The organism is Pseudomonadota bacterium, assembly GCA_016195085.1.
GTDB lineage: Bacteria > Pseudomonadota > Alphaproteobacteria > SHVZ01 > SHVZ01 > JACQAG01.
This window is the reverse complement of the sequence record JACQAG010000014.1, coordinates 1-13,840: the sequence shown is the minus strand read 5'-3', so window position 1 is coordinate 13,840 and position 13,840 is coordinate 1. Positions and strand designations below refer to the sequence as shown.

Sequence of the window (13,840 nt, the reverse complement as noted above, 5' to 3'; positions counted from 1 at the left end):
GGTGGAGAAGGAGCGTCCGGAGGTGTGGGACATCCTCGAGGAGGTGATCCGCGAGCACCCGGTTCTGCTCAACCGCGCGCCGACGCTGCACCGCCTCGGCATTCAGGCCTTCGAGCCCGTGCTGATCGAGGGCAAGGCGATCCAGCTTCATCCGCTGGTCTGCACCGCGTTCAACGCCGATTTCGACGGCGACCAGATGGCGGTGCACGTGCCGCTGTCGCTCGAGGCGCAGCTCGAGGCGCGCGTGCTGATGATGTCGACCAACAACATCCTGTCGCCGGCCAGCGGCAAGCCGATTATCGTGCCGAGCCAGGACATCGTGCTCGGGCTCTACTTCCTGACGATGATGCGCGAGGGCGAGGCGGGCGAGGGGACGGTGTTCACCGACATCGCCGAGATCGAGCAGGCCTTGTTCAGCGGCCATGTGTCGCTGCACGCGAAGGCCAGGGCCCGATTGCGGACGGTCGATGCCAGCAACACGCCGGTGACCCTGGTGGTCGACACCACGCCGGGCCGCATGCTGCTGTCGCAGATCCTGCCGATTCATCCGAACGTGCCGTTCGGCCTGGTCAACCAGCTTCTCACCAAGAAGGAGATCAGCAACGTCATCGACGTGGTCTACCGCCATTGCGGCCAGAAGGAGACGGTGATCTTCGCCGACCGCCTGATGGCGATGGGCTTCCACCACGCCTGCAAGGCCGGCATCTCGTTCGGCAAGGACGATCTCGTCATCCCGGCGGCGAAGACCAAGCTGGTCAATGAGACGCGCGAGCGCGTGACCGAATACGAGCAGCAGTACCAGGACGGCCTCATCACCCAGGGCGAGAAGTACAACAAGGTGGTCGACGCCTGGTCGCACTGCACCGATCGGGTGGCCGAGGAGATGATGAAGGCGATCAGCCAGCCGAAGAAGGGCGAGCCGATCAACTCGGTCTACATGATGGCCCACTCCGGCGCGCGCGGCTCGGCGGCGCAGATCAAGCAGCTCGCCGGCATGCGCGGTCTGATGGCGAAGCCGTCGGGCGAGATCATCGAGACGCCGATCATCTCGAACTTCAAGGAAGGGCTGAGCGTGCTCGAGTACTTCAACTCGACGCACGGCGCGCGCAAGGGCCTCGCCGACACCGCGCTCAAGACGGCGAACTCTGGCTACCTCACGCGGCGTCTGGTCGACGTGGCGCAGGATGCGATCGTCACCGAGATCGACTGCGGCACGAAACAGGGTCTGACGATGCGCGCGGTGGTCGAGGGCGGCGAGGTGATTTCGCCGCTTAGCGAGCGCATCCTCGGGCGGACGGCGGCGACCGACGTCATCGACGCGCTGTCGGGCGACAAGGTTGTCGTCGCCGGCCAGCTCATCTCCGAGGAGGAGGTGGAAAAGATCGACAAGGCCGGGCTCGAGCAAGTCAAGATCCGCTCAGTCCTCACCTGCGAATCGAAAGTCGGCGTGTGCGGCAAGTGCTACGGGCGCGACCTCGCGCGCGGCACGGTCGTCAACATCGGCGAGGCGATCGGCATCATCGCCGCGCAATCGATCGGTGAGCCGGGCACGCAGCTGACCATGCGCACCTTCCACATCGGCGGCGCCGTACAACGCGGCGCCGAGCAGTCGTCGATCGAGGCGGCCTACGACGCCAAGGTGTCGATCCGCAACCGCAACGTCGTCATCAACAGCCAGAAACTGCCCGTCATCATGGGGCGCAACTGCGAGCTGGTGCTGATCGACGAGAACCGGCGCGAGCGCGCCCGCCACCGCCTGCCGTACGGCGCGAAGCTGATCGCCGACGAGGGCGCCGAGGTGAAGAAGGGTCAGCGCCTGGTCGAGTGGGATCCGTACACCCTGCCGGTGATCACCGAGAAGGAAGGCACCGTCGAGTATGTCGATCTGGTCGAAGGCGTGTCGGTGCGAGAGATCGTCGACGAGGCGACCGGCATCTCGAACAAGGTCGTCATCGATTGGCGCCAGCAGCCGAAAGGCGCGGAGCTGAGGCCGCGCATCATGCTGCGCGACAAGAAGGGGAACGTCATCAAACTGGCAAGCGGGCTCGAGGCGCGCTACTTCGTTTCGGTCGACGCGGTGCTGTCGGTCGATAGCGGGGCCGACGTCAAGGCCGGCGACGTGCTGGCGCGCGTTCCGCGCGAATCGCGCAAGACGCGCGACATCACCGGCGGTCTGCCGCGCGTGGCCGAGCTGTTCGAGGCGCGCAAGCCGAAGGACTTCGCCATCATCAGCGAGTGCGAAGGCGTTGTCGAGTTCGCCAAGGACTACAAGGCCAAGCGCCGCATCGTCGTGCGGCCGAGCAACGGCGACACGCCGGTCGAGTACTTGATCCCCAAGGGCAAGCACATCAGCGTTCAGGAGGGCGACTTCGTCCAGAAGGGCGACCCGTTGATGGACGGCAATCCGGTGCCGCACGACATTCTGCGCGTGCTCGGCATCGAAGCGCTGGCCACCTATCTCGTCAACGAGATCCAGGACGTCTACCGGCTGCAAGGCGTGAAGATCAACGACAAGCACATCGAGGTGATCGTCCGCCAGATGCTGCAGAAGGTGGAAATCGCCGATGCGGGCGAGACGACGTATCTCGCCGGCGAGCAGATCGATCGTCCGGAATTCGACGAGGCGAACGCCAAGGCGAATGCCGAGGGCCTCAAACCCGCGACCGGGCGCGCCGTGCTTCAGGGCATCACCAAGGCGTCGCTGCTCACGCGCTCCTTCATCTCCGCCGCCTCGTTCCAGGAGACCACGCGGGTCCTCACCGAGGCGTCGGTGGTCGGCAAGGAGGACGATCTGCTCGGCCTCAAGGAGAACGTCATCGTCGGCCGTCTCATCCCGGCCGGCACCGGCAGCGTGATGAACCGCCTGAAGGAGATCGCCGCCGAGCGCGACCGTGAGCTGTTGGCGGGCAAGGCGGAAACCGACGGTGCCGGGGCGGAAGGCGCGACGGACGGCGACGCGAAGGCGGCCGCCGCCAAGGCACCCCGCGCCCGCGCCGCGGCGGGCGGGCGTCGGCGCGCCCGCACGGCCTGAGTCGCTGCTGCCGACGCCACCGTCGCCCGGGACGTTCGCCGGGCGACGGGCGGCGCGCGACGGCACCGCGACAGGGCCGCTGAGGCGGTCGGTTTCGGCCCGCCAAGAGGCCTCCGCTACCTGGCCTAATGTGCTGGCGAGGCAGAGGATTTAGGCCCTCTGCCGCGGCGCAACGGTCCGGCGGGATTTGCTTGACGCCCCCCACCCACCCCCATATATTCCGCCCAGCCTTGGAGGGGCCGATCGTCGGACGCTTCTGCGTGCGATACGCGGTTCCGGGTGAAACGACAGATCGACGTTGCCGCCGAACGTATCGGCACACCAGATCCGCGGGAAGCAGAGCGGTTGCTTTCCCGTCAGGCGTTTTGTTTCGTCGCCCGACGGCGACGGAGCGCGGTCGAGCGGCGGAGCAAGAAGGGATTTCGAGGCATGCCGACGGTCAATCAGCTGATCCGTCTTGTGCGGAGACGCCGGTCAAAGCGCAACAAGGTGCCGGCCCTCGGCGGCTCGCCGCAGCGGCGCGGCGTCTGCACGCGCGTCTATACGACGACGCCGAAGAAGCCGAACTCGGCCCTGCGCAAGGTGGCGAAGGTGCGCCTGACCAACGGCTACGAGGTGGTGAGCTACATTCCCGGCGAGGGCCACAATCTGCAGGAGCACTCCGTCGTCATGATCCGCGGCGGTCGCGTCAAGGATCTGCCGGGCGTGCGTTATCACATCATCCGCGGCAGCCTCGACACGCAGGGCGTCAAGGATCGCCGCCAGCGCCGGTCGAAATACGGCGCCAAGCGGCCGAAGTGAAATTGTAGGAGAAGTCGCCGATGTCTCGCCGCCGCTCCGCGCAACGCCGCGATGTCCTGCCGGACCCGAAGTTCGGCGACACCACGCTCAGCCGCTTCATGAACTGCCTCATGTATGTGGGCAAGAAGTCGGTGGCGGAGGGCATCGTCTATGGTGCGCTCGACCACATTCAGAAGCGCACCGGCCAGGATCCGCTCAAGGCGTTCCACGCCGCGCTCGACAACGTGCGGCCGGCGCTCGAGGTCCGCTCCAGGCGCGTCGGCGGCGCCACCTATCAGGTTCCGGTCGAGGTGCGGCAGGAGCGCGGCCAGGCGCTGGCTATCCGTTGGATCATCTTCAGCGCGCGCAGTCGTACCGAGCACACGATGACGGAGCGCCTGTCGGCCGAGCTGCTCGACGCGTCGAACAATCGCGGCACGGCGGTCAAGAAGCGGGAAGACACGCACAAGATGGCGGACGCCAACCGGGCGTTCTCCCATTACCGCTGGTAGAAGGATCCGGCGGCGTCATGCCTCGCACGACACCACTCGACCGCTACCGCAATATCGGCATCATGGCGCACATCGATGCCGGCAAAACGACGACGACGGAACGCGTCCTCTTCTACACCGGCAAGTCGTACAAGATCGGCGAGGTGCATGAGGGCACCGCGACGATGGACTGGATGGAGCAGGAGCAGGAGCGCGGCATCACCATCACCTCCGCGGCCACCACCTGCTTCTGGCGCGACCACCGCGTCAACATCATCGATACGCCGGGCCACGTCGATTTCACGATCGAGGTGGAACGTTCGCTCCGCGTGCTCGACGGCGCCGTGGCCGTGTTCGACGGCGTCAACGGCGTCGAGCCGCAGTCGGAGACGGTGTGGCGCCAGGCCGACAAGTACGAGGTGCCGCGCGTCTGCTTCATCAACAAGATGGACCGCGTCGGCGCCGACTTCTTCATGTCGGTGCAGACGATCGAGGAGCGGCTCGGCGCCCACCCGCTGGTTCTGCAGCTGCCGATCGGCGCTGAAAGCGCCTTCGTCGGCCTGGTCGATCTCATCCGCATGAAGTCGATCACCTGGAAGGACGAGACGCTCGGCGCCGATTACGTCGTCGGCGAGATTCCGGATGGCCTCAAGGCGCAGGCGACGAAATACCGCTCGGCGCTTGTCGAGACCGCGGTCGAGGGCGACGATACGGCGCTCGAGGCGTATCTCGCCGGCGTGGAGCCGTCCGAGGAGACGCTGCGCAAATGCATCCGCAAGGGGACGATCACCGGCAAGTTCGTGCCGGTCCTGCTCGGGGCGGCCTTCAAGAACAAGGGCGTGCAGCCGCTGCTCGACGCCGTCGTCGACTACCTGCCCTCGCCGGCCGACGTCGCCGCGGTCAAGGGCACGTCGCCCGACGGCAAGACGGAGGTCGAGCGCAAGTGTCGGGACGACGAGCCGTTCTCCGGCCTTGCCTTCAAGATCATGACCGACCCGTTCGTCGGCTCGCTGACCTTCGTGCGCATCTATTCGGGCACGCTCAATTCCGGCACCGGCGTGCTGAACTCGGTGAAGGGCAGCCGCGAGCGCATCGGCCGCATGCTGCTGATGCACGCCAATCACCGCGAGGACATCAAGGAAGCCTGCGCCGGCGACATCGTCGCGCTTGCCGGCCTCAAGAACACGACGACCGGCGAGACGCTGTGCGATCCGGATAAGCCGATCGTGCTCGAGCGCATGGAGTTCCCCGATCCGGTCATCGAGGTGGCGGTCGAGCCGAAGACCAAGGGCGATCAGGAAAAGATGGGCATGGCGCTGGCGCGGCTTGCCACCGAGGACCCGTCGTTCCGCGTATCGACCGATCAGGAGTCTGGCCAGACCATCCTCAAGGGCATGGGCGAGCTGCATCTCGAGATCATCGTCGATCGCATGAAGCGCGAGTTCAAGGTCGAGGCCAATGTCGGCGCGCCGCAGGTCGCCTATCGCGAGACGATCTCGCGCAGCGTCGAGCATGCCTACACGCACAAGAAGCAGTCCGGCGGCTCGGGCCAGTTCGCCCGCATCAAGATTCGGCTCGAGCCGACGGCCCCTGGCTCCGGTTACGAGTTCGAGAGCGAGGTCGTCGGCGGCTCGGTCCCGAGAGAATATATCCCGGGCGTCGAGAAGGGTCTCGACGGCGCGCGCCATACCGGCGTGCTCGCCGGCTTTCCGATGATCGACTTCAAGGCGGCGTTGATCGACGGCGGCTATCACGAGGTCGATTCGAGCGCGCTCGCCTTCGAGATCGCGGCCCGCGCCTGCTTCAAGGAGGCGGTGGCGCGCGCCGCGCCGAAACTGCTCGAGCCGATCATGCGGGTCGAGGTGGTGTCGCCGAAGGATTATGTCGGCCCGGTGATGGGCGACCTCAACAGCCGGCGCGGCCGGGTCACCGGGCAGGAACAGCGCGGCAATGCCGAGGTGATCAACGCGCGGGTGCCGCTGGCCAACATGTTCGGCTATGTCAACACGCTGCGGGGAATGACCCAGGGCCGCGCCACCTACACCATGCATTTCGACCACTACGAGGTCATGTCGATCACGGGAAGACGACGCTGACGGCGGCGATCACGAAGGTGCTGTCGGAGACGGGCGGGGCGACGTTCATGGCGTACGACCAGATCGACAAGGCGCCGGAGGAGAAGGCGCGGGGGATCACGATCAACACGGCGCATGTGGAGTACGAGACGAAGAACCGGCACTACGCGCACGTGGATTGTCCGGGGCACGCGGACTACATCAAGAACATGATCACGGGCGCGGCGCAGATGGACGGGGCGATCCTGGTGGTGTCGGCGGCGGACGGGCCGATGCCGCAGACGCGCGAGCATATCCTCCTCGCTCGTCAGGTCGGGGTGCCGGCTCTTGTGGTGTTCCTGAACAAGGTGGACATGGTGGAGGACCCGGAGCTGTTGGACCTGGTGGAGCTGGAGGTGCGGGAGCTTTTGTCGAAGTACGAGTTTCCGGGGGACAAGATTCCGGTGATCCGGGGGTCGGCATTGGCCGGGCTGGAGGGGCGGGACCCGGAGCTGGGGAAGAGCGCGATCATCAAGCTGATGGCGGCGGTGGACGAGGCGATACCGCAGCCGGCGCGGCCGAAGGACAAGCCGTTTTTGATGCCGATCGAGGACGTATTCACGATCTCGGGGCGCGGGACGGTGGTGACGGGGCGGGTGGAGCGAGGGATCGTCAAGGTGAACGACGAGGTGGAGATCGTCGGGATGAAGGCGACGACGAAGACGGTGGTGACGGGGGTGGAGATGTTCCGCAAGCTGCTGGATTCGGGCGAGGCTGGGGACAACATCGGCGCTCTCTTGCGGGGGACGAAGCGGGAGGAAGTGGAGCGCGGGCAGGTGCTGGCGGCGCCGGGGAGTATCACGCCGCACACGAAGTTCAAGGCGGAGGCGTACATCCTGACGAAGGAAGAGGGCGGGCGGCACACGCCGTTTTTCACGAACTACCGGCCGCAATTCTACTTCCGGACGACGGAGAGATGGTGATGCCGGGGGACAACATCTCGATGGAGGTGCACCTGATCGTGCCGATCGCGATGGACGAGGGGCTGCGCTTCGCCATCCGCGAGGGCGGCCGCACCGTCGGCGCCGGCATCGTCGCCAAAATCATCGAGTAGGCGAAGGGACGACAATCCGCCACCGATGGCACCGCACGGCAACCGCGAACGAACAGGGCCCGAGGAACGCCCGACCGACGGTGTAGGAGTGTAGCTCAATTGGTAGAGCACCGGTCTCCAAAACCGGGGGTTGGGGGTTCGAGACCCTCCACTCCTGCCATTCCCGGGCGGCAGGCGGGACGGCGCAGCAGGGTCAAGACAGGCAAGCGATCGATGACGAACGGAATGGACGATATTTCATGAATGGCAGCGGCACCAACCCGACGCGCATGCCTCCCGGCGAGTTCGTTCGCCAGGTGCGCCAGGAAATCGCCAAGGTCACTTGGCCGTCGCGCAAGGAAACGCTCGTCACCACGGCGATGGTGTTCCTGATGTCGATTCTCGCCGCGCTGTTCTTCTTCATCATCGACAGCGTCGCGGCGTTCGTCATCCGTCAGATCGTGGGCTAGGGAGCTGGATATGACCGCGCGCTGGTACGTGCTGCACGTCTATTCGGGCTTCGAGAAGAAGGTCGCCGGCTCGATCAAGGAACAGGCGCAACAGAAGGGCATGCAGCAATTGTTCGAGGAGGTGCTGGTGCCGCTCGACAGCGTGGTGGAAGTGCGCAAGGGCAACAAGAAGGTGAACGCCGAGCGGAAGTTCTTCCCCGGCTATGTGCTGGTGAAGATGGAGATGACCGACGAGACCTGGCACCTGGTCAAGAACACGCCCAAGGTGACCGGCTTCCTCGGCGGTCGCGGCCGGCCGACGCCGATCACCAATGCCGAGGCCGAGCGCCTGATGCGCCAGATCAAGGAAGGGATCGAGCGGCCAAAGCCCTCCATCACCTTCGAGGTCGGCGAGCAGGTCCGCGTCTGCGACGGGCCGTTCACCTCATTCAACGGCATGGTCGAGGACGTCGACGAGGAGAAGGCGCGGCTCAAGGTCTCGGTGTCGATCTTCGGGCGTCCGACGCCGGTCGACTTGGAATACTCGCAGGTCGAGAAGGTCTAGAAATTCGCGTCAAGGCGCTGACCGGCACGTCGCGATCGTTGCGGCCCCCGCCGGGAGCCTGAAAGGAAGCGGTACATGGCAAAAAAAGTCGTCGGCTACATCAAGCTCCAGGTCCCGGCGGGGCAGGCCAATCCGTCGCCGCCGATCGGTCCGGCGCTCGGCCAGCGCGGCCTCAACATCATGGAGTTCTGCAAGCAGTTCAATGCGCAGACCCAGAAGGTGGAGGCCGGCATGCCGATTCCGGTGACGATCACCGCGTTCAGCGACCGCAGCTTCAGCTTCATCATGAAGACGCCGCCGGCCTCGTGGTTCCTCAAGCGCGCGGCAAAGCTCGAGGGCGGTTCGAAGACGCCGGGGCGCGAATCGGCGGGCAAGGTGACGAAGGCGCAAATCCGCGAGATCGCCGAGAAGAAGATGGTGGATCTCAATGCCAACGACATCGAGGCCGCGATGCGCATGATCGCCGGATCGGCGCGCTCGATGGGCCTCGAAGTGGTGGAGTAAGATCATGGCAACGGCAGGAAAGCGTATCGCCAAGGCCTATGACGGCATCAGCCGCGACAAGAGCTATCCCGTCCCCGATGCGGTGAAGCTGGTCAAGACGCGGGCCACGGCGAAATTCGACGAGACGATCGAGCTCACCATGACGCTGGGCGTCGATACGCGCCACGCGGACCAGACGGTGCGCGGCGTCGTCGCGTTGCCGAGCGGCACCGGCAAGAAAGTGCGGGTTGCGGTGTTTGCCAAGGGCGATCGGGCCAAGGATGCGCAGGCGGCCGGGGCCGACGTGGTCGGCGCCGAGGACCTCGCCGAGAAAGTTCTGGCGGGCAATATCGAATTCGACCGCGTGATCGCGGCGCCCGACATGATGGCGGTGGTCGGCAAGCTCGGCAAGGTCCTGGGGCCGCGCGGCCTCATGCCCAACCCCAAGCTCGGCACCGTCACGCCGAACGTGGCGCAGGCGGTGAAGGACGCCAAAGGCGGACAGGTGCAGTTCCGCGCCGACAAGACGGGCAACGTCAATGCCGGCGTCGGCAAGGCGAGCTTCAGCGAGCAGGCGCTCGCCGCCAACGTCACGGCGTTCATCGAGGCGATCAACCGCGCGCGTCCGTCGGGCGCCAAGGGAATTTACATCAAGAAGGCGACGCTGAGCTCGACCATGGGGCCGGGCGTCAAGCTCGACGTGTCGGGTATCGGCGGCGGTGCCGCCGGCGCCGCCGGGTAAACGAGATTCCGTCGTCGTTCGCGCCCGGCGGATCACGGGACGAGCGGCGGCGGTCGCAGGGGAGCGGGGCGCCGCAAGCGCGGGGCCCTGGTCCTTCCTGTCCGAGACTGCAGGTGCGGCAAGCGTAATGGCCTTACCGGGCCGCCTGCATAGACAGAGGTCGCAGCAATGCGCCGGCCATCCTCGGCGACGGGGATCGATCGGCGAACGGCTAGAACTTCTGGGACAGGTTGAGCGGCTGTCCTCCCATTGGCGATCCGCGGGAGGCGGCTTGGTGCAACCGGTTCGCCGCGTCGGCCGCAAGGTCGGGCGCGTCGAACCCAACGTTGGAGACGATACGTGGACCGTTCGCACAAGGAAAAGCTGATCGCCTCGCTGAACAAGACCGTGCAGGGCGCCTCGCTCGTCGTCGTGACGCAGCAGGCGGGTCTCACGGTTGCCGAAATCACCGACTTGCGTCGGCAGATGCGGGCAGCGGGCGCCGGCTTGAAAATTGCGAAGAACCGGCTCACGCGTCGCGCGCTGGACGGTACCCAATACCAGCGGCTTTCACCCTTGTTCAAGGGCCCGACGGCAATCGCCCACAGCCAGGATCCGGTGGCTGCGGCCAAGGTCGCCGTCGAGTTTTCGAACAAGAACAAGAAGCTGACCATCGTCGGCGGCAGCCTCGGCGAGCGCATGCTCGACGTGGCCGGCGTCAAGGCCTTGGCCAGCCTGCCCTCGCTTACCGAGCTCAGGGCGAAGCTGGCCGGCCTGATCGCCGCGCCGGCAACCCGGCTGGCCACGGTCATCGGCGCCCCGGCGGCGCAGTTGGCCCGGGTCGTCGGTGCCCATGCACGCAAGCAGGGCGGAGTGGGGCGTTTCCGCCGCGGCGCGGGTGGCCGTCGCCGCCGCGGGCGGCGGTGCCCCGGCGGCCGCTGCCGCCGTCGAGCAGACCGAGTTCAACGTCATCCTTATCGCGGCGGGCGAAAAGAAGATCAATGTGATCAAGGAAGTGCGCGCCATCACCGCGCTTGGCCTCAAGGAGGCCAAGGACTTGGTGGAAGGCGCGCCGAAAGCGGTCAAGGAGGGCGTGGGCAAGGACGAGGCGCAGAAGCTCAAGAAGCAGCTCGAAGACGCCGGCGCCACGGTGGAAGTCAAGTAACGACGATGTCCGGCGGGCGGCGCCCGTCGCCCGCCGGACTCGCCGTTTCGACGGCTTGTGTCCGAGAATTCAAAGGGTCGATTTGGTAGGCGAAGAGGAGTTCCATGGTGCAATCCGTGATGAGCCGCAAGCGCATTCGCAGGTCCTTCGGGCGTCTTCCCGAAGTGACGCCGATGCCCAATCTCATCGAGGTGCAGAAGAGTTCCTACGCCGCGTTCCTGCAGATGGACGTGCCGCAGGACAGCCGCAAGCCGTTCGGCCTGCAGGAAGTCTTCCGCTCGGTCTTTCCGATCCGTGACTTCTCCGATCGTTCGCAACTCGAGTTCGTGAAGTACGAGCTCGAGCCGCCGAAATACGACGTCGACGAATGCCAGCAGCGCGGCATGACCTTCGCCGCGCCGCTCAAGGTGACGCTCCGCCTCGTCGTGTGGGACGTCGACGAGGACACCGGCGCCCGCTCCATCCGCGACATCAAGGAGCAGGACGTCTATATGGGCGACATGCCGCTGATGACGGACAAGGGCACGTTCATCGTCAACGGCACCGAACGCGTCATCGTCTCGCAGATGCATCGCTCGCCCGGCGTGTTCTTCGACCACGACAAGGGCAAGACCCACTCCTCGGGCAAGTACCTTTATGCCGCGCGCATCATTCCTTATCGCGGCTCGTGGCTCGACTTCGAGTTCGACGCCAAGGATCTCGTCTATGTGCGCATCGACCGCCGCCGCAAGCTGCCGGTGACGACGCTGCTGATGGCGCTCGACTCGGCGGCGACCGAGAAGCTGCGCGCCGAGCGCGAGGCGGCGAGCAAGCCGCTGCAGCACGGCGAAGCGCAGGGCATGAACAACGAGGAGATCCTCAATTACTTCTACGATCAGGTCGTCTTTGCGCTGAGCAAGAAGGGCTGGAAGACCCAGTTCAACCCCGAGCGCATGCGCGGGGCGAAGCTCGCCAGCGACCTCATCGACGCAAAGTCCGGCCGGGTGCTGGCCGAGGCCGGCACCAAGATCACGCCGCGGCTCGCCCGCAAGCTCAAGGACGAAGGCGTCCAGGAGGTGTTGGCCACGGCGGAGGACATGAAGGGCCGCTACCTCGCCGTCGACATGATCAACGAGGCGACCGGCGAGATTCACGCCGAGGCCGGCGACGAGATCACGGCGGCGACGATCAAGGCGCTGGAAGAGGCGAAAATCACGTCGATCCCGACGCTCCACATCGACCACCTGACCGTCGGCCCCTATATGCGCAACACCCTCAAGGCCGACAAGAACGCGACCCGCGAGGATGCGCTGATCGAGATCTATCGTGTCATGCGGCCGGGCGAACCGCCGACATTGGACACGGCGGAAACGTTGTTCAAGGGCCTGTTCTTCGACGGCGAACGCTACGATCTGTCGGCGGTCGGGCGGGTCAAGATGAACTCGCGCCTCAGCATCGAGGCCGCCGACACCATCCGCACGCTGCGCAAGGTGGATATCCTGGCGATCATCAAGACGCTGGTCGAGCTTAAGGACGGGCGTGGGCGAGCTGCTGGAGAACCAGTTCCGCATCGGCCTGGTGCGCATGGAGCGCGCCATCCGCGAGCGCATGTCGACGGTCGAGATCGATTCGGTAATGCCGCACGATCTGATCAACGCCAAGCCGGCGGCGGCGGCGGTGCGCGAGTTCTTCGGCTCGAGCCAGCTCTCGCAGTTCATGGACCAGACCAATCCGCTGTCGGAAATCACCCACAAGCGGCGGCTTTCGGCGCTCGGGCCGGGTGGCCTGACGCGCGAGCGCGCCGGCTTCGAGGTGCGCGACGTGCACCCGACGCATTACGGCCGCATCTGTCCGATTGAGACGCCCGAAGGTCCCAATATCGGGCTGATCAACTCGCTCGCCACCTATGCGCGGGTCAACCGTTACGGCTTCATCGAGAGTCCGTACCGGCGGGTGACCAATGGCCGGGTGACCGAAGAAATCGTCTATCTGTCGGCGATGGAGGAGAGCAAGTACAACATCGCCCAGGCGAATATCGAGATCGATGGGCGCGGCCGGATCGTCGCCGAGATGATCAACTGCCGGCGCGGCGGCGATTTCGTGCTTGTCCGTCCCGAGCAGATCGACTTCCTCGACGTTTCGCCCAAGCAGCTCGTCTCGGTGGCGGCGGCGCTGATTCCGTTCCTCGAGAACGACGACGCCAACCGCGCCCTGATGGGCTCCAACATGCAGCGTCAGGCGGTGCCGTTGATCCGCACCGAGGCGCCGCTGGTCGGCACCGGCATGGAAGGCGTCGTTGCCCGCGATTCGGGCGCGGCGATTGGCGCCAAGCGGTCGGGCGTGGTCGATCAGGTCGACGCGACGCGTATCGTTGTGCGCGCGACCGAGGAAACCTCGCACACGGCGCCGGGCGTCGATATCTACAACCTGCTCAAGTTCCAGCGCTCGAACCAGAACACCTGCATCACGCAGCGCCCGCTGGTCAAGAAAGGCGATATCGTCAAGGCCGGCGATATCATCGCCGACGGTCCGTCGACCCAGCTCGGCGAGCTGGCCCTCGGCCGCAACGTGCTGGTCGCCTTCATGCCGTGGAACGGCTACAACTTCGAGGACTCGATCCTGATTTCCGAGCGTATCGTCTCGGACGACGTCTTCACCTCGATCCATATCGAGGAATTCGAGGTGATGGCCCGCGACACCAAGCTCGGCCAGGAAGACATTACCCGCGATATCCCCAATGTCGGCGAGGAGGCGCTCAAGAACCTCGACGAGGCGGGCATCGTCTATGTCGGGGCCGAGGTCAAGCCGGGCGACATTCTGGTCGGCAAGGTGACGCCGAAGGGCGAATCGCCGATGACGCCGGAAGAAAAGTTGCTCCGCGCCATCTTCGGCGAAAAAGCGTCGGACGTGCGCGACACCAGCCTGCGGCTGCCGCCGGGCGTGTCCGGCACCGTCGTCGAGGTGCGGGTGTTCTCGCGCCGCGGCGTCGACAAGGACGAGCGCGCGATGGCCATCGAACGGTCCGAGAT

The 13,840-nt window shown here is 65.7% G+C and carries 9 protein-coding genes, 1 tRNA gene and 3 pseudogenes; all 13 read left to right on the top strand.

All coding sequences use genetic code 11. The features are described 5' to 3' along the window. A partial coding sequence (gene rpoC, locus HY058_04080; protein ID MBI3496463.1) for a DNA-directed RNA polymerase subunit beta' occupies window positions 1-3,031 on the top strand: 3,031 nt, incomplete at its 5' end. A 429-nt stretch (window positions 3,032-3,460) separates the two neighbouring features. Further along, window positions 3,461-3,832, top strand: coding sequence for a 30S ribosomal protein S12 (locus tag HY058_04075; protein MBI3496462.1), 372 nt, complete (start codon window positions 3,461-3,463; stop codon window positions 3,830-3,832). Between the two features lie 20 nt (window positions 3,833-3,852). After that, complete coding sequence (gene rpsG, locus HY058_04070) at window positions 3,853-4,323, top strand: 30S ribosomal protein S7 (GenBank protein MBI3496461.1); 471 nt, start codon at window positions 3,853-3,855, stop codon at window positions 4,321-4,323. A gap of 17 nt (window positions 4,324-4,340) precedes the next feature. Then, entirely contained in the window at window positions 4,341-6,398 is a 2,058-nt protein-coding gene (gene fusA / locus HY058_04065; GenBank protein ID MBI3496460.1) for an elongation factor G, read from the top strand. After that, window positions 6,395-7,470: pseudogene (gene tuf / locus HY058_04060) on the top strand (elongation factor Tu). Before fusA ends, tuf begins: the two are co-directional and overlap by 4 nt. Window positions 7,471-7,554: 84 nt before the next feature. Then, window positions 7,555-7,630 (top strand) — tRNA-Trp (locus tag HY058_04055). Between the two features lie 109 nt (window positions 7,631-7,739). Next, complete coding sequence (secE, locus tag HY058_04050) at window positions 7,740-7,919, top strand: preprotein translocase subunit SecE (GenBank protein MBI3496459.1); 180 nt, start codon at window positions 7,740-7,742, stop codon at window positions 7,917-7,919. Between the two features lie 10 nt (window positions 7,920-7,929). Then, window positions 7,930-8,463 (top strand): transcription termination/antitermination protein NusG, encoded by a 534-nt coding sequence (nusG, locus tag HY058_04045; GenBank protein MBI3496458.1) that lies wholly within the window; start codon window positions 7,930-7,932, stop codon window positions 8,461-8,463. A gap of 75 nt (window positions 8,464-8,538) precedes the next feature. After that, window positions 8,539-8,967 carry a 50S ribosomal protein L11 gene (gene rplK / locus HY058_04040; protein ID MBI3496457.1) on the top strand — a complete coding sequence of 143 codons (429 nt, stop codon included), beginning with the start codon at window positions 8,539-8,541 and terminating at the stop codon, window positions 8,965-8,967. Between the two features lie 4 nt (window positions 8,968-8,971). After that, window positions 8,972-9,688 (top strand): 50S ribosomal protein L1, encoded by a 717-nt coding sequence (rplA, locus tag HY058_04035; protein ID MBI3496456.1) that lies wholly within the window; start codon window positions 8,972-8,974, stop codon window positions 9,686-9,688. A 339-nt stretch (window positions 9,689-10,027) separates the two neighbouring features. Next, a pseudogene (rplJ, locus tag HY058_04030) lies at window positions 10,028-10,534 on the top strand (50S ribosomal protein L10). After that, entirely contained in the window at window positions 10,521-10,832 is a 312-nt protein-coding gene (gene rplL / locus HY058_04025) for a 50S ribosomal protein L7/L12 (protein MBI3496455.1), read from the top strand. Before rplJ ends, rplL begins: the two are co-directional and overlap by 14 nt. Window positions 10,833-10,936: 104 nt before the next feature. Then, window positions 10,937-13,840, top strand: a pseudogene (rpoB, locus tag HY058_04020) (DNA-directed RNA polymerase subunit beta).

Coding starts and splice junctions, on each gene's coding strand:
- HY058_04075 (MBI3496462.1), top strand. CDS start 3,461: ATGCCGACGGTCAATCAGCTGATCCGTCTTGTGCGGAGACGCCGGTCA.
- rpsG (MBI3496461.1), top strand. CDS start 3,853: ATGTCTCGCCGCCGCTCCGCGCAACGCCGCGATGTCCTGCCGGACCCG.
- fusA (MBI3496460.1), top strand. CDS start 4,341: ATGCCTCGCACGACACCACTCGACCGCTACCGCAATATCGGCATCATG.
- secE (MBI3496459.1), top strand. CDS start 7,740: ATGCCTCCCGGCGAGTTCGTTCGCCAGGTGCGCCAGGAAATCGCCAAG.
- nusG (MBI3496458.1), top strand. CDS start 7,930: ATGACCGCGCGCTGGTACGTGCTGCACGTCTATTCGGGCTTCGAGAAG.
- rplK (MBI3496457.1), top strand. CDS start 8,539: ATGGCAAAAAAAGTCGTCGGCTACATCAAGCTCCAGGTCCCGGCGGGG.
- rplA (MBI3496456.1), top strand. CDS start 8,972: ATGGCAACGGCAGGAAAGCGTATCGCCAAGGCCTATGACGGCATCAGC.
- rplL (MBI3496455.1), top strand. CDS start 10,521: ATGCACGCAAGCAGGGCGGAGTGGGGCGTTTCCGCCGCGGCGCGGGTG.